The organism is Mycolicibacterium vaccae NBRC 14118 = CIP 105934 (assembly GCF_001552715.1).
Taxonomy (GTDB): domain Bacteria; phylum Actinomycetota; class Actinomycetes; order Mycobacteriales; family Mycobacteriaceae; genus Mycobacterium; species Mycobacterium vaccae.
In genome coordinates this window covers 1-13,447 of the sequence record NZ_BCRS01000160.1, presented here as the reverse complement: position 1 = coordinate 13,447, position 13,447 = coordinate 1, and the positions used below count along the sequence as shown (strand labels likewise).

Genomic DNA, 13,447 nt, shown 5'->3' with positions numbered 1-13,447 from the left:
GGCGGTCCCGTCGTCGGGCACGGTCTCGTCGGTGAGCACGGCCGCCGTCAACCGGTTCGACGCCGACCGGTCCACCGGGTCTGCCAAGCCGTCCGGGATCTCCGAAGGCTCAAGCACTTCCGGAGCCTCTACGGCTTCCCTCGGCGGAATGAAGTTCGCGATGAAGGCCTCGATTCCCTCGATAGCCGCCTTCGCGAGGTCTATGCCAACCTGGAACCAGTTCTGGAACAGCTTGAACGGCAAGATGCTCAGGCTGCGGGACACCCCCGGATTGCCGCTCCAGTCGAAGCCGAGGTCCACCAGCTCCCGCAGCACCGGTTCGGTCAGATCGATGAACGGCTTTGCCAGCCAACCGATTCCCAGCGAGTCCGCCAGATTGCGCACGACATTGGTCAGCGGCAGACTCGTCGCCGGGATCATGATGTAGGTGTTGCCGAAGTCGTCGGTACGGCAGTTGGCGGGATTGAGATCGCAGTCGAGCTGCGGCGCCAGAGTCTCGTCGGTGTAGCCGTACGGCATCGGCAACCCCGGGTCTTCCTCGTTGGGCGCCAGGTAGTACCCGTGCACGGTGTCGAACGCGGCGAGCATGTTGGCGATCGCGAACGGGTTACCCCAGTAGAGAGGGGCGTAGACCACTGGGTCGTACTCGAATCCGATTGTGGTGCTGCCGATTCCGGTGTCGATCGGCATCGCCGGCTCGAACGACACATCGAGGATCGGGACGGGTTCGCCGAGCAGGTAGCGCAACCAGGCCAGGCGCTGCCACAGGCCGCCGTCGGGATTCTCGATGTTGCCGATCGTCACCACCTTCAGCCGGCTCTTCACGGCGTCGGACAGTTCACGCCCGGCGAGGTCGGTGAGCACGTTGGCGACCACCGCCCCGCCCTGCGAATACCCGAAGATGAACACGTCCTCCTGCGACGCCGGATCCAGGAACGGGTCCAGCGCCGCCACGAGGTTGTCGATGCCTATGTCGACCGACTCGTCCCACTTCTCGCAGCGGCCGGGTACACACCACCTCGGCAGGAAAGAGAACGGCCAGAACGACGCGGGATAGGGGATGCCGACGAGGTCCGGGTCGGCGCAGTCGCTCACGCATTCCAGACTGATGAATCTGCTCCAGGCATTCTCCTGGTAGCCCGCGATCGCCTCGGAGTCAGGAGTTCCGGTGCCCGGGACGATCAGCGCGGTTGCACCGTAGGCCAGTGCCGCACCCAACGCGGTGGCGACAGCCAGGACCGTCGCGGTGACGAAAGCGAGGAGGGCGAGCACCGGCGCCCGGAGCCGTGTGAACATGTGACAACCATCACATACCGATGCGAAGTGCCGGGGCCGATCCGCGAACCCAGCGCGGTGGTTCAACCATAGGGAAACACCCGATTCGTCCCGCCGCCGCGGTGGCTACCGTCAGGGCATGGGCGACACGCGCAATGCGACGAACTTCCTCGCGGAGTGGTACCTGCCCGACCTGGCGGAAACCACGGTCGACGACATCGTCTGCCGTCTCGACGCGGCCGCCGCGGCGGTATCCGGCGAGGGCAGACACGTCCGGCTGGTGGTGACACTCTCGGTTCCCACCGACGAAGTCCTCTACGGGGTGTTCGACGCTGATTCGCCCGACACCGTCGACACGGCCTGCGCCCGCGCCGGCATCCCCCATCAGCGGCTGTCACCGCGCGTCGTGGCACGCATCGTCAGCGGAGTCGCCTGAACACCCCTCAGCGGCACTGAGTGCCATCCGTTTGCCGCAGATCTGCCGATTCCTGCTGCGACAACCATCCATCGTGTGAGAGACGCCGAAATCGTTGCGTATCTTGACTGTTGTCGAACTTGATTTATCGCTACGCGAATCTACGCCGTCGATGATATGTTGCTGGGCGAGGGTGCTCTTCGGTCGCCGCGACGCGGTCGGTGGTCTGGGGGGATGCCGACGACCTGTGGCCGTCAGACCGAGTCTCCGTTCGTGGGGGGCGGTGCTCGGGCGGGCCTGAAGCCGGCGGCCGAGGAGCACTCTCGAAGACCTCACAAGAAAACCCCGCACCATCAGGTGCGGGGTTTTCTCGATGTCTGGCTTCCGGCTCCGCCTACTCCTCAGACCTGAGGGGTCGGATCCGGCTCCGCCTACTCCTCCGTGAAATTACGGGTCACCGACGGGTCGACCGGGATGCCCGGGCCCGTGGTGGTGGAGACGACGACCTTCTTCAGGTAGCGGCCCTTCGACGAGGACGGCTTGGCACGCAGCACCTCGTCGAGCGCGGCGCCGTAGTTCTCGGCGAGCTTCTGCTCGTCGAAGGACGCCTTGCCGATCACGAAGTGCAGGTTGGCCTGCTTGTCGACGCGGAAGTTGATCTTGCCGCCCTTGATGTCCGCGACAGCCTTGGCCACATCCGGGGTGACGGTGCCCGTCTTCGGGTTGGGCATCAGGCCACGGGGGCCGAGGATACGGGCGATACGGCCGACCTTGGCCATCTGGTCCGGCGTCGCGATCGCGGCGTCGAAGTCGAGCATGCCGCCCTGGATCTGCTCGATCAGGTCGTCGCTGCCGACGATGTCGGCGCCGGCGGCCTGAGCCTGCTCGGCCTTGTCGCCGACGGCGAACACCGCCACGCGGGCGGTCTTACCGGTGCCGTGCGGCAGGTTCACGGTGCCGCGCACCATCTGGTCGGCCTTGCGGGGGTCGACGCCCAGCCGGATCGCGACCTCGACGGTGGCGTCCTGCTTCTTCGACGACGTCTCCTTGGCCAGCTTCGCGGCCTCGAGCGGCGAGTAGAGCCGGGTGCGGTCGACCTTCTCGGCGGCTTCCTTGTATGCCTTGCTGTTCTTGCTCATTGATTTCTCCTATTCAGAGTTGTGGTTGGCGGGCCGAAGCTGGCCCTCCCACGCTTTACGGCGTCGAAATTGCGCTGACGGTTGGGACGGATGGAAATCCGCGACCCTCAGTGCAATCTCGGCGATACGCCGAACTACTCGACCGTGATCCCCATCGACCGGGCCGTGCCGGCGATGATCTTGGCGGCCTGATCGATGTCGTTGGCGTTCAGGTCTTCCTTCTTGGTCTCGGCGATCTCGCGCACCTGATCCCACGTCACCTTGGCGACCTTGGTCTTGTGCGGCTCGCCCGAACCCTTGGGCACACCGGCGGCCTTGAGCAGCAGCTTGGCGGCGGGCGGGGTCTTCAGCGCGAACGTGAAGCTGCGGTCCTCGTAGACGGTGATCTCCACGGGGATGACGTTCCCGCGCTGCGACTCGGTCGCAGCGTTGTACGCCTTGCAGAACTCCATGATGTTGACGCCGTGCTGGCCGAGCGCGGGTCCGACCGGAGGGGCGGGGTTGGCCTGCCCGGCCTGGATCTGCAGCTTGATCAGCCCGGCGACCTTCTTCTTCGGGGGCATGGCTGTGCTTTCCTTCTTTTCCTGGTGGGCTTGCGGCCCGCGTTAAATCTTGGCGACCTGGTTGAACGTCAGTTCGACCGGTGTCTCACGTCCGAAGATCGACACCAGCACCTTGAGCTTCTGCTGCTCGGCGTTGACCTCGCTGATCGACGCAGGCAGCGTGGCGAACGGGCCGTCCATGACGGTGACCGACTCGCCGACCTCGAAGTCGACCAGGATGGTCGGCCGCTCGATGCCGCCGCTCTCGGCGGCCGAGGAGGAGGCAGCGGCCGTCGACTTGCCCGGCTTCTTCGCCGCCGCGGGAGGCAGCAGGAACTTCACCACGTCGTCGAGCGACAGCGGCGAGGGACGCGAGGTCGCACCGACGAAGCCGGTGACACCGGGGGTGTTGCGGACCGCGCCCCACGACTCGTCGTTGAGCTCCATGCGGACCAGGATGTACCCGGGCAGCACCTTGCGGTTGACCTGCTTGCGCTGGCCGTTCTTGATCTCGGTGACCTCTTCGGTGGGCACCTCGACCTGGAAGATGTAATCGCCGACGTCGAGGTTCTGCACGCGGGTCTCGAGGTTGGCCTTCACCTTGTTCTCGTAGCCTGCGTAGGAGTGGATCACGTACCACTCGCCCGGCTGGAGGCGCAGCTCTTTCTTGAGCGCGACTGCCGGGTCCTCGTCCTCGGGTTCTTCCGGGGCCGCCTCGGCGACATCGTCATCGGCACCTTCAGCGGCGGGCGCGGCGTCCTCGTCGCTGCCCACGGCCTCGGCGTCGGCACCAGCGCGAACCTCGGCGTTGGTCTCGTCGACGTCGATGGTGTCGACGGTGTCGCCCGAAGGCGTTTCCCCGTCGAAGCTAGTCACGTGTCAGTCCTCTCTCAATGTCGTCCGTAGCGGCGTCCGCGCCCGGTCCAGTCGGCTGCGTCAGCCGAAGACCCAGGTCACGAGCTTGGCCAGGCCCAGGTCAACGCCGCCGATCAAGGCCACCATGAACACGAGGAAGATCAGCACGACCGTCGTGTAGGTGACCATCTGCTTGCGGTTCGGCCAGATGACCTTCCGCAGCTCGCCGACAACTTCCTTCAGGTAGTTGATGACGAACGCGATGGGATTGCGGGACGGCCCGTCCTTGGGTTGCCTGGCCGTCTTCTTCTTGGCCTTGGGTCCCTTGCCGTCGTCGTCTTTGGAACCGGACGCGTCGGTATCGGGCGCCTTGTCGGTGTCCTCGTCCTTGTCCGAGGTCTTGTCCAAGGCCTCCGACGCGCGCCGTGTCCGTTTACCCGTGGGACGCAGTGGGCGGGTGACAACGGCGGTCTGGCCGCGCGTGTCACCGTCGTCGGTCTGTGCGCCGCTGTCGGTGTCAGCGGAGCTGACGCCGTCGCGCTCGTCGCTCACCGCATGTATCCCATCTGATCGTCGTCTGATCGTCTTCTGTGTGGCCCACTCTCCAGTATGCAAATGCCGGCGAGTGGTCACACGTGTCGATTATTCAGTTGAGCAGGGGCGACAGGACTTGAACCTGCAACCTGCGGTTTTGGAGACCGCTGCTCTGCCAGTTGAGCTACGCCCCTTCACGGGTCCCTACCGGGCCCACACAATTCGCGCGCTCCCCGTTCGGTCGATCTGAGCCGACGGACAGCGCGCTTAACTGGGAAAACCCCGAAGCCCGAGTGTAGCGCGCCGGGGTCCACAGTTACTAATCCTCGTCCACCTCGTGTGTTACCGGCTTGCGCACGACCTGACCGGACTCCGGATCCCAGCCGGCCGAGATCGAATTGTCGCCCTCATGGCCCATCAGCGTGGTGTAGGACTCCATCACCACGGCACCCGAGGGGTCGGCCAGCACATTGCGGGTGGTGACGATGTCGGCGCCGAAGCGTTCGTCCACCGTCAGGATGTGCATGGTTCCGGTCAGCTCGTCGCCCGCCGTGATGGGGCGGTGGAACAGGAACTTCTGATCCACCTGCACGATCTGCAGAGTTTCCAGGCCGATGTCGACGTGCTGGAAGAAGTGGTTCTGAATCATCACCGCGAAGATCGCCATGAAGGTCGGCGGCGCCACGAGTTCACCGTGGCCGAGCTCGGCGGCGGCGGCTTCATCGTGGGTCGCCGGGTCCTGAGCCTTGACGGCCTTCGCATACTGGCGGATCTGTTCGCGGCCGACGACGAAGGTGTCTGGGTATTCCCAGACCATCCCTCGGATGTCCGTCTTGAGTGCCATCGAATACCTACCTACGCCAGCTTCGCGACCGCGACGGCGCGGCCGAAGATTTTTTTCCCGCCCGCGGTGGCACTGATGGCGATCGTCACGGATTTGGATTCCGGGTCGACGGCTTTCACGCGGCCGTTGAACACGATCTCGGCGCCCTTGCCGTCGTTGGGGACCGGCACCACGGCGGTGAAGCGCACGTTGTACTCGGTGACCGCGGCGGGATCGCCCACCCAGGAGGTCACGTAGCCGCCGCCCAGGCCCATCGTGAGCATTCCGTGCGCGATCGCGGTGTCCAGGCCGACCTGCTTGGCGATCTCGTCGTCCCAGTGGATGGGGTTCAGGTCGCCGGACACACCGGCGTAGTTGACCAGGTCGGCCCGGGTGAGCGGGATGACCCTCTCGGGCAGTTGGTCGCCGACCTTCACCGAACTGAACTCACGAAGTGCCATCTGTAAAGCCACTCTCTCCGTCTTCTTCGCTACGCCCCGCCAAGGTGGTGTAGGACTCCTGCACGACGTCGCCGTTGCGGTTGCTGACGACATTCTTGGTGACGATGATGTCGGTGCCGTGCGCCTTACGCACCGACTCGATCCACACGTCGCAGTAGAGCTCGTCGCCGGCGTGGATGGGTCGAACGAATTTCAGTTCCTGATCGACCTGGACGATCTGCGCGTCGCTGATGCCGATACCGGCCGCGGCGAACATCGCCGACTGGGACTGGTATCCGAATATCGAGATGAAGGTCAACGGAGCCAGCAGCGAGTCGTGTCCGAGCTCGGCGGCGGCACTCTCGTCGAAGAACGCGGGGTCGTCGTTCTTGACCGCGGTCGCGAACTCGCGGATCTTCTCGCGTCCCACGACGTAGTGGTCGGGAAAGCGAAAGTGCGTCCCGACGTATCCGTCCAAGAAAGACACGAGTGATGAACCTACCTAGTAGACCCTCACCGACAGCGAATCGACGGCGCCGAGCCCTGTCGGGGCGCCTAGCGCGACTCTTTGTGGGCCTGGTGCTTGCCGCAGTTCGGGCAGAACTTCTTGATCTCCAACCGGTCGGGATCGTTGCGGCGGTTCTTCTTGGTGATGTAGTTGCGGTGCTTGCACACCTCGCAGGCCAAGGTGATCTTGGGCCGTACGTCAGTACTGGAGGCCACGTCAGTCGTCCTTCGTTAAACGTTCGTACTCGTCTTGTGTAGCGGTGGGGGGGCTCGATCCCCCGACCTCACGATTATGAGTCGTGCGCTCTAACCAGCTGAGCTACACCGCCCCGGACAGATCCAGGCTGGGCGCACACGGTCGCTCCGCCCTTCACCACCGAGCCCCCTAACGGAATCGAACCGTTGACCTTTTCCTTACCATGGAAACGCTCTACCGACTGAGCTAAGGGGGCCTTCGCTCGCTTGAGTGCGGCGAGCCTTAAAGAGGGTACATTCTCGGCGTTATCCACGCCAAACCGCTGGTCATTGCAGGCGCTGGACCGGCAAAAAGGCCCTGGGCGCGGTTTCGCCGCCACCCGGTGCCTACCCTGAAACGCATGGCTGCCGCCCACGACAACGACCGTCTCTACTTCCGCCAACTGCTCTCGGGCCGCGACTACGCGGTCGGCGACATGATCGCCCAGCAGATGCGCAACTTCGCCTACCTGATCGGCGACCGGGAGACCGGCGACACCGTGGTCGTCGACCCCGCCTACGCCGCCCAGGATCTGGTGGACGCGCTGGAGGCCGACGGCATGCGGTTGTCCGGCGTGCTGGTCACCCACCATCACCCCGATCACGTCGGCGGCTCGATGATGGGCTTCGAGCTCAAGGGCCTGGCCGAGCTGCTGGAGCGGGTGAGCGTGCCGGTGCACGTCAACGCCCATGAAGCCGATTGGGTGTCGCGGATCACCGGCATCGCCGGCAGCGAGCTGACGTCACACCAGCACGGCGACAAGGTCGCCGTCGGCGACATCGAAATCGAGCTGCTGCACACGCCAGGTCACACCCCCGGCAGCCAGTGCTTCCTGGTGGACGGGCGCCTGGTCGCCGGAGACACGCTGTTCCTGGAGGGCTGCGGCCGCACCGACTTCCCCGGCGGCAACGTCGACGACATGTTCCGCAGCCTGCAGGCCCTGGCGCGACTGTCCGGCGACCCCACCGTGTTCCCGGGGCACTGGTACTCGGCCGAGCCGAGCGCGTCGCTGTCCGAGGTGCGCGACTCCAACTACGTGTACCGGGCGAGCAACCTCGACCAGTGGCGCACGCTGATGGGCGGCTGAGCGCCGCCTACCTGAAGACGCCGCCTACTTGAAGAGGGAGCCGACGCCGCACTCCCACAGGCCCAGCTTCGGCACACCGTCGGACGGGCGGGCCCGCCGCCGCCGGGTGCGCCGCTCGGATTCCAACTGTTCGGCCGGTCGTTGCCGCTTCGCACGCATGGCTCCCCCTGAAGGTTGGAGGCGCGGTACCCCCCTCGTGCACCGCGCCTGCACAGCACGTTACGAACGTGCCGATGCTCGGGCATGCGTAGCCGACTACCTCTGTTCGGCCGTGCGGCCCGCGATCCCGCCTAGGTAGTGCCGCGTTCGCCGCTGTTAGGTTCGACACCATGACCAGCACCGTCTCCTACGAGCTCGCCGATTCCGTAGCCACCATCACCCTCGACGACGGCAAGGTGAACGTGCTCGGGCCCGCGATGCAGGCTGCGATCAACGAAGCCCTCGACCGGGCGGAGGCCGACCAGGCCAAGGCCGTGGTCCTGGCCGGGAACTCGCGGGTGTTCAGTGGCGGCTTCGACCTGTCGGTCTTCCAGTCCGGCGACGCCGCCGCGGCGCTGGGCATGCTGTCGGGCGGTTTCGAGTTGTCGGTGCGCACCCTTACGTTCCCGGTGCCGGTGATCATCGCCGCGACCGGCCCCGCGATCGCGATGGGTTCGTTCCTGCTGCTGTCGGCCGATCACCGTGTCGGTCAGCCGAAATCGCGCTGCCAGGCCATCGAGGTCGCGATCGGGATGACCATCCCCATCTCGGCACTGGAGATCATGCGGATGCGGTTGACCCCGGCGGCGTTCGAGCGCGGCGCCGCGCTGGCGGCGACGTTCGCCGGCGACGAGGCGGTCGCCGCGGGCTGGCTCGACGAGATCGTCGAGGCCGACCAGGTTCTCCCCCGCGCCCGCCAGGTCGCCGTCGAGGCCGCCGGCACGCTGCACACCGGGGCACACCTGGCCACCAAGCTCAAGGCCCGCAAGTCCGCCCTGGAGGCCATCCAGGCCGGAATCGACGGCCTGGCAACAGAATTCACCCTCGGCTAGTCCGGGGCGGGCCGGCGCCGCGTTTCCGGCACATTTCGCAGGTGAGCTCCACCTAACGAGTTCGTATTCCGTCCCTAACCATCGCGCAACGCCGCGGGCCTGTAATCGAGTGAGCCGAAAGCCACCGACTCACTGGGAGCCCGCATGACGTTTGACGATTCGATCACCGCGAACATCGAGGCCTCGCTCGCCGAGATCCCGCACCCGGCCCTGCCCAAGGGCACGAGCATCTACGGCGGCACCAAGATCTTCCCGGACTACAAGGCGGAGAACGGCGAAAGCTACTTCACCCTGGTCCACGGCATCGCCCACGAGTCGTCGGTCAGCTTCGTCGCGGTGCTGCAGGCCACCAGCGCGCTGCGCAAGGGATTCGACTCCGCGCTCTACTTCTACGGCCCCGGCTCCATCAACTGCCTTGCCACCCGCGGCTTTCCGACCACCGGCGACTCCGGCTTCCCCGGCGAGCAGAACATCAACGACGCACTCGGCACCTTCATCGGCGAGGGCGGGACGGTGTTCTGCTGCCGGTTCGGCCTCGCGCTGCACGGCGGACGCGAGGAGGACCTGATCGAGGGCGTCATCCCGGCCCACCCGCTCGATGTGCAGGACGCGCTCATCCACTACGCCCGCAAGGGCGCCATCATCAACTCGACCTACATGGTGTGAGTCCGGTGACCACGCTCGCCGCCGCGGCCGCCAACTTCACCCGCGATCTCGACCAGAACTACGCGCTGATCGCCGAGTTGGCGGAGCAGGCCAGGGCCAGGGGCGTGGACTTCCTCGCGCTGCCCGAGGCCGCGATCGGGGGCTACCTGTCCTCGTTGGGCAATCACGGTGACACCGCGCCGACCACCCACTCGCTGCCTCCGGCCATCCGGCTGGACGGCCCGGAGATCGCCGCGGTGCAGCGGATCATCGGCGATCTGGTGGTGGCGATCGGCTTCTGCGAGCTCGCCGACGACGGCCGCACGCGCTACAACGCCGCGGCGGTGCTCGACGGCGGGACGGTCTACGGCTCCTACCGCAAGGTGCACCAGCCGCTCGGTGAGGGCATGTCCTACTCGGCCGGTTCGGGCTATGACGTGTTCAGCACCCCGATCGGCCGGGTGGGACTCCAGATCTGTTACGACAAGGCCTTTCCCGAGGCGGCCCGGGTGATGGCCCTGCAGGGGGCGCAGGTGATCGCAAGCCTGTCGGCCTGGCCGGCGGCACGCACCGCGACCGCCGCCAACCTGCAGGACGACCGGTGGACCTACCGGTTCAACCTGTTTGATACCGCGCGGGCGCTGGACAACCAGGTCTTCTGGGTGGCTTCCAACCAGAGCGGCACGTTCGGATCGCTGCGTTACGTCGGCAACGCCAAGGTGGTCGACCCGGGCGGGAACATCCTCGCGACAACGCGTCTCGACAGCGGCATGGCGGTGGCCGAGGTCGACATCGACGAGACGTTCCGCACCATGCGGGCCGGCATGTTCCATCTGCGTGACCGCCGGCCGGATGTCTACGGCTCGGTGGCCGATGTGGACCCGGCGGCCCGGGCGCCGTGGCGGGAGCTCACCCATGCCTGAGATGACCTTCCGGGTGCGTTGGCCCGACGGTGTCGAACAACGCTGCTACTCACCGAGTCTGGTCGTGCACGAGCACTTCAGTATCGACGACTGCTACACCGTGGCGGACTTCGTCGAGCGCACCGGCCGGGCGATGGCCGAGGCCAGTGACCGGGTACGGGCCAGGTTCGGCTTCGCGTGCACCTCCGCGGCGGCCACGGCCGAGGCGGTCAGCCGGGCCGCGGCCCGCTACCCCGGTGACGCCGCCGTCCGCGTGGTGGCGATGCACCCGCCGCTGGAGGCGTCATGAGCACCCACCTCCCGGTCGCGATCATCGGCGGCGGGCAGGCCGGATTGTCGGTGAGCTGGTATCTGTCCCGCGCCGGCATCGAGCACGTGGTGCTCGAAGCCCAGACCCCGGTGCACGCGTGGGCCGACAGCCGTTGGGACAACTTCACTCTCGTGACCCCGAACTGGCACTGCCGGCTGCCCGGCTACAACTACGCCGGACCCGACCCGGACGGCTTCATGACCCGCGACGAGGTGGTCGCGTGGCTGGCCGGCTGGCTGGACACCTTCGAGGCCCCGGTGCGCACCCACACCCGGGTAACCCGGCTGCGCCACGGCGCATCGGGCGGTTTCGAGCTCACCCTGGACGCCGCCGGCGGCGAACAGACGCTGACGTGTGGGCACGCGGTGATCGCCACCGGCGGCTACCCCGTCCCGGTGCTGCCGAGTTTCGCGGGCGCACTGGACCCCTCGGTCACCCAGATCCACTCCGAGCAGTACCGCAACGCCGGTCAACTCCCCGACGGCGCGGTGCTCGTGGTGGGCACCGGGCAGTCCGGCGCGCAGATCGCCGAGGACCTCCACCTGGCCGGACGGCAGGTGCATCTGGCGGTCGGCAACGCGCCGCGGGTGGCGCGCACCTACCGTGGCCGGGACTGCATGACGTGGCTGGCCGAGATGGGTCTCTACGACCGGCCTGCCGGCGAGTACCCCGGCGGGCGGGCCGCCATCGAGAAGACCAACCACTACGTCACCGGCCGTGACGGCGGTCGCGACATCGACCTGCGCGGCTTCGCGGCCGAGGGCATGCGCCTCTACGGCACGTTGGTCGACGGTCACGGGACGGGCCTGCGGTTCGCTCCGACACTGCGCGCCGCACTCGATCACGCCGACGCGGTGTACAACTCGATCTGCGCCGACATCGACGACCACATCGCGCGGACCGGCGCGCCCGCGGGCGCGCCGACCCGGTACGTCCCGGTGTGGGAACCCGACACCGAGGCCACTGCCCTGGACCTGGCTGCCGCGGGCGTCACCAGCATCGTCTGGGCGATCGGCTACCGGCCGGACTACCGGTGGATCGAGGCGAGCACCTTCGACGGCGCCGGCCGCCCGATGCAGAACCGCGGCGTGACCGCGGTGCAGGGGCTCAGCTTCGTCGGGCTGCCGTGGATGCACACCTGGGGGTCGGGCCGCTTCCTCGGTATCGACCGCGACGCCGCACACCTCGCCGCGACGATCGTCGCCGCGCATCGCGACCCCGCTTCTCACCACCCCGCGGACCAGCCGGCGGCGCTGCGCCTGGCGGTAGGCGGCTGAGCCGATGACTCCTTCCCACGCGCACTCCACCCGGGTCGACCTCGCCCTGCTCGGTATCCGCGGCACACCGCCGCTGAGTCGCGGCGCGGGCGCGGGCCCCAGCGACGACGGCCACCTGGTCGTCGACGGGCTCGACGCCGCCATCCCGCGGAACCCGCTGAGCCCGTTCGCCTTCGACGGCGACAGGGTGCTCTACGACGGGCACGACACCGGGCTCGAGATCGAGGTGATCGAACGCCCGAAGTTCTACGATCTGGTCACCGCCGACGGCGTCCGCTACGAGAAGCTGGCCCGGCTGCACGGCCGGAATGTGCTGGCCACCACAGTCGTTCAGACGTGCATCCGCTACGACCCCGAGCAGCGGTGCCGGTTCTGCTCCATCGAGGAGTCGCTGCGGGCCGGGGCCACCACCGCGGTCAAGCGGCCGGCCGAGCTGGCCGAGGTGGCGCGCGCGGGGGTCGCGCTCGACGGCGTCACGCAGATGGTGATGACCACAGGCACATCGGCGGGGGCCGACCGCGGGGCGCGTCACCTGGCGCGGTGCGTGCGGGCGGTCAAGGAGGCGGTGCCCGAGCTGCCGATCCAGGTGCAGTGTGAGCCACCCGCCGACCTGAGCGTGCTGACCGAGTTGCGCGACGCCGGCGCCGACGCCATCGGCATCCATGTGGAGTCACTCGACGACACCGTGCGCCGCCGCTGGATGCCCGGCAAGGCCACGGTCCCGCTGACCCAGTACCGGGCCGCGTGGCGGGAAGCGGTCGCGGTGTTCGGCCGCAACCAGGTGTCCACCTATCTGCTGGTCGGCCTCGGCGAGGATCCCGAGGAGCTGATCGCCGGGGCCGCCGAGCTGATCGAGATGGGCGTGTACCCGTTCGTGGTGCCGTTCCGGCCACATCCCGGCACGCTGGCGGTCGAGCAGGACGGCGCGTCCGCACCCGCGGCCGCGGTCGTGGAGAAGGTCTCGCGCGAGGTGGCACACCGGTTGCGGTGGGCGGGGATGACCGGCGCCGGCCAGAAGGCCGGCTGCGCCGCCTGCGGCGCGTGCGGGGTGCTCCAGCACATGGGTGGGTGAAAAGCATGCTGTTCCAGGCTGATCCGTCGCACAGCCCCGATCTGTCCATCCTGGCCGGGGTGCGGCCCCAGCGCAGCACACCGTTTCTCGTCCGGCCCGCCGACGAACGCGAACTGCAGCACTACCGGCGACTGCGCCGGGCGTCGTTCGTCGTGGAGCAGGGCATGTTCGCCGGCACCGACCGCGACGACGTCGACGACGATCCCCGGACCGTGGTGCTGGTCGCGGTGACCGGCGCCGGCGCGGTGCTCGGCGGCGTGCGGCTGGCCCCGGCGTGCACCCCGGACATCGGCTGGTGGATCGGCAGCAGGCTGGTCGTCGACCCGGCGGCACGCGC

Annotated in this window: 19 protein-coding genes and 3 tRNA genes; 9 read left to right on the top strand and 13 right to left on the bottom strand. The window is 67.5% G+C overall.

The features are described 5' to 3' along the window. Positions 1–1,296 (bottom strand): PE-PPE domain-containing protein (locus MVA01S_RS24150; RefSeq protein WP_060941720.1); only part of this gene is annotated, 1,296 nt, incomplete at its 3' end. Positions 1,297–1,414: 118 nt separating this feature from the next. On the opposite strand from MVA01S_RS24150, the gene MVA01S_RS24145 reads away from it, so the two are divergent. Further along, a complete protein-coding gene (locus tag MVA01S_RS24145) occupies positions 1,415–1,711 on the top strand; it encodes a hypothetical protein (RefSeq protein WP_003929643.1) in 297 nt (98 codons plus the stop codon). 410 nt (positions 1,712–2,121) lie between these two features. Here MVA01S_RS24145 and rplA read toward each other — a convergent pair whose 3' ends face one another. The 11 genes from rplA to MVA01S_RS24090 form a co-directional block, all read right to left on the bottom strand. Further along, entirely contained in the window at positions 2,122–2,829 is a 708-nt protein-coding gene (gene rplA / locus MVA01S_RS24140; RefSeq protein ID WP_003929644.1) for a 50S ribosomal protein L1, read from the bottom strand. A gap of 134 nt (positions 2,830–2,963) precedes the next feature. After that, on the bottom strand, positions 2,964–3,392 hold the full coding sequence (gene rplK, locus MVA01S_RS24135) for a 50S ribosomal protein L11 (protein ID WP_003929645.1): 429 nt from the start codon (positions 3,390–3,392) through the stop codon (positions 2,964–2,966). Positions 3,393–3,434: 42 nt separating this feature from the next. Next, positions 3,435–4,247: a transcription termination/antitermination protein NusG gene (gene nusG, locus MVA01S_RS24130; RefSeq protein ID WP_003929646.1), complete on the bottom strand. Its 813-nt coding sequence runs from the start codon at positions 4,245–4,247 to the stop codon at positions 3,435–3,437. A 60-nt stretch (positions 4,248–4,307) separates the two neighbouring features. Further along, positions 4,308–4,778, bottom strand: coding sequence for a preprotein translocase subunit SecE (gene secE, locus MVA01S_RS24125; protein ID WP_003929647.1), 471 nt, complete (start codon positions 4,776–4,778; stop codon positions 4,308–4,310). A 103-nt stretch (positions 4,779–4,881) separates the two neighbouring features. Beyond that, positions 4,882–4,954 (bottom strand) — tRNA-Trp (locus tag MVA01S_RS24120). Between the two features lie 125 nt (positions 4,955–5,079). Continuing rightward, positions 5,080–5,604 (bottom strand): (3R)-hydroxyacyl-ACP dehydratase subunit HadC, encoded by a 525-nt coding sequence (gene hadC, locus MVA01S_RS24115; protein WP_003929648.1) that lies wholly within the window; start codon positions 5,602–5,604, stop codon positions 5,080–5,082. A gap of 11 nt (positions 5,605–5,615) precedes the next feature. Beyond that, the gene (hadB, locus tag MVA01S_RS24110; RefSeq protein ID WP_003929649.1) at positions 5,616–6,044 is read right to left on the bottom strand and encodes a (3R)-hydroxyacyl-ACP dehydratase subunit HadB; all 429 of its coding nucleotides are present in this window, start codon (positions 6,042–6,044) and stop codon (positions 5,616–5,618) included. Then, complete coding sequence (gene hadA, locus MVA01S_RS24105; RefSeq protein ID WP_003929650.1) at positions 6,031–6,510, bottom strand: (3R)-hydroxyacyl-ACP dehydratase subunit HadA; 480 nt, start codon at positions 6,508–6,510, stop codon at positions 6,031–6,033. The genes hadB and hadA overlap by 14 nt, the downstream gene beginning before the upstream one ends. 68 nt (positions 6,511–6,578) lie before the next feature. Then, the gene (gene rpmG, locus MVA01S_RS24100; protein WP_003929651.1) at positions 6,579–6,746 is read right to left on the bottom strand and encodes a 50S ribosomal protein L33; all 168 of its coding nucleotides are present in this window, start codon (positions 6,744–6,746) and stop codon (positions 6,579–6,581) included. 39 nt (positions 6,747–6,785) lie between these two features. Then, a tRNA-Met gene (locus MVA01S_RS24095) sits at positions 6,786–6,859 on the bottom strand. A gap of 50 nt (positions 6,860–6,909) precedes the next feature. Continuing rightward, positions 6,910–6,982, bottom strand: a tRNA-Thr gene (locus tag MVA01S_RS24090). Positions 6,983–7,126: 144 nt separating this feature from the next. Here MVA01S_RS24090 and MVA01S_RS24085 point away from each other — a divergent pair. Continuing rightward, positions 7,127–7,852 carry an MBL fold metallo-hydrolase gene (locus tag MVA01S_RS24085; RefSeq protein ID WP_003929652.1) on the top strand — a complete coding sequence of 242 codons (726 nt, stop codon included), beginning with the start codon at positions 7,127–7,129 and terminating at the stop codon, positions 7,850–7,852. Positions 7,853–7,876: 24 nt separating this feature from the next. Here the strand turns inward: MVA01S_RS24085 and MVA01S_RS32130 are convergent, their stop codons facing one another. Next, on the bottom strand, positions 7,877–8,011 hold the full coding sequence (locus MVA01S_RS32130; RefSeq protein WP_255251718.1) for a hypothetical protein: 135 nt from the start codon (positions 8,009–8,011) through the stop codon (positions 7,877–7,879). Positions 8,012–8,181: 170 nt separating this feature from the next. Between MVA01S_RS32130 and MVA01S_RS24080 the strand changes: the two genes are divergently transcribed. From MVA01S_RS24080 to MVA01S_RS24050, 7 genes are all read left to right on the top strand, one after another. Beyond that, a complete protein-coding gene (locus tag MVA01S_RS24080; RefSeq protein WP_003929653.1) occupies positions 8,182–8,883 on the top strand; it encodes a crotonase/enoyl-CoA hydratase family protein in 702 nt (233 codons plus the stop codon). Positions 8,884–9,027: 144 nt separating this feature from the next. Then, positions 9,028–9,549 carry an MSMEG_0572/Sll0783 family nitrogen starvation response protein gene (locus tag MVA01S_RS24075; RefSeq protein WP_003929654.1) on the top strand — a complete coding sequence of 174 codons (522 nt, stop codon included), beginning with the start codon at positions 9,028–9,030 and terminating at the stop codon, positions 9,547–9,549. A gap of 5 nt (positions 9,550–9,554) precedes the next feature. Continuing rightward, positions 9,555–10,451: a carbon-nitrogen hydrolase family protein gene (locus MVA01S_RS24070; RefSeq protein WP_003929655.1), complete on the top strand. Its 897-nt coding sequence runs from the start codon at positions 9,555–9,557 to the stop codon at positions 10,449–10,451. Beyond that, the gene (locus MVA01S_RS24065; protein ID WP_003929656.1) at positions 10,444–10,740 is read left to right on the top strand and encodes an MSMEG_0570 family nitrogen starvation response protein; all 297 of its coding nucleotides are present in this window, start codon (positions 10,444–10,446) and stop codon (positions 10,738–10,740) included. The genes MVA01S_RS24070 and MVA01S_RS24065 overlap by 8 nt, the downstream gene beginning before the upstream one ends. Beyond that, entirely contained in the window at positions 10,737–12,038 is a 1,302-nt protein-coding gene (locus tag MVA01S_RS24060; protein WP_003929657.1) for an MSMEG_0569 family flavin-dependent oxidoreductase, read from the top strand. The genes MVA01S_RS24065 and MVA01S_RS24060 overlap by 4 nt, the downstream gene beginning before the upstream one ends. A gap of 4 nt (positions 12,039–12,042) precedes the next feature. Next, the gene (locus MVA01S_RS24055) at positions 12,043–13,110 is read left to right on the top strand and encodes an MSMEG_0568 family radical SAM protein (protein WP_003929658.1); all 1,068 of its coding nucleotides are present in this window, start codon (positions 12,043–12,045) and stop codon (positions 13,108–13,110) included. Between the two features lie 5 nt (positions 13,111–13,115). Next, the coding region (locus tag MVA01S_RS24050) for a lysophospholipid acyltransferase family protein (protein ID WP_494337734.1) at positions 13,116–13,447 on the top strand (332 nt) is incomplete at its 3' end.

Excerpts from the sequence above, each read along its gene's own strand:
- rplK (WP_003929645.1), bottom strand. The coding sequence starts at position 3,392 with ATGCCCCCGAAGAAGAAGGTCGCCGGGCTGATCAAGCTGCAGATCCAG.
- hadB (WP_003929649.1), bottom strand. The coding sequence starts at position 6,044 with ATGGCACTTCGTGAGTTCAGTTCGGTGAAGGTCGGCGACCAACTGCCC.
- MVA01S_RS24065 (WP_003929656.1), top strand. The coding sequence starts at position 10,444 with ATGCCTGAGATGACCTTCCGGGTGCGTTGGCCCGACGGTGTCGAACAA.
- rplA (WP_003929644.1), bottom strand. The coding sequence starts at position 2,829 with ATGAGCAAGAACAGCAAGGCATACAAGGAAGCCGCCGAGAAGGTCGAC.
- MVA01S_RS24145 (WP_003929643.1), top strand. The coding sequence starts at position 1,415 with ATGGGCGACACGCGCAATGCGACGAACTTCCTCGCGGAGTGGTACCTG.
- MVA01S_RS24060 (WP_003929657.1), top strand. The coding sequence starts at position 10,737 with ATGAGCACCCACCTCCCGGTCGCGATCATCGGCGGCGGGCAGGCCGGA.
- MVA01S_RS32130 (WP_255251718.1), bottom strand. The coding sequence starts at position 8,011 with ATGCGTGCGAAGCGGCAACGACCGGCCGAACAGTTGGAATCCGAGCGG.
- hadC (WP_003929648.1), bottom strand. The coding sequence starts at position 5,604 with ATGGCACTCAAGACGGACATCCGAGGGATGGTCTGGGAATACCCAGAC.
- MVA01S_RS24080 (WP_003929653.1), top strand. The coding sequence starts at position 8,182 with ATGACCAGCACCGTCTCCTACGAGCTCGCCGATTCCGTAGCCACCATC.
- MVA01S_RS24055 (WP_003929658.1), top strand. The coding sequence starts at position 12,043 with ATGACTCCTTCCCACGCGCACTCCACCCGGGTCGACCTCGCCCTGCTC.
- MVA01S_RS24075 (WP_003929654.1), top strand. The coding sequence starts at position 9,028 with ATGACGTTTGACGATTCGATCACCGCGAACATCGAGGCCTCGCTCGCC.
- MVA01S_RS24085 (WP_003929652.1), top strand. The coding sequence starts at position 7,127 with ATGGCTGCCGCCCACGACAACGACCGTCTCTACTTCCGCCAACTGCTC.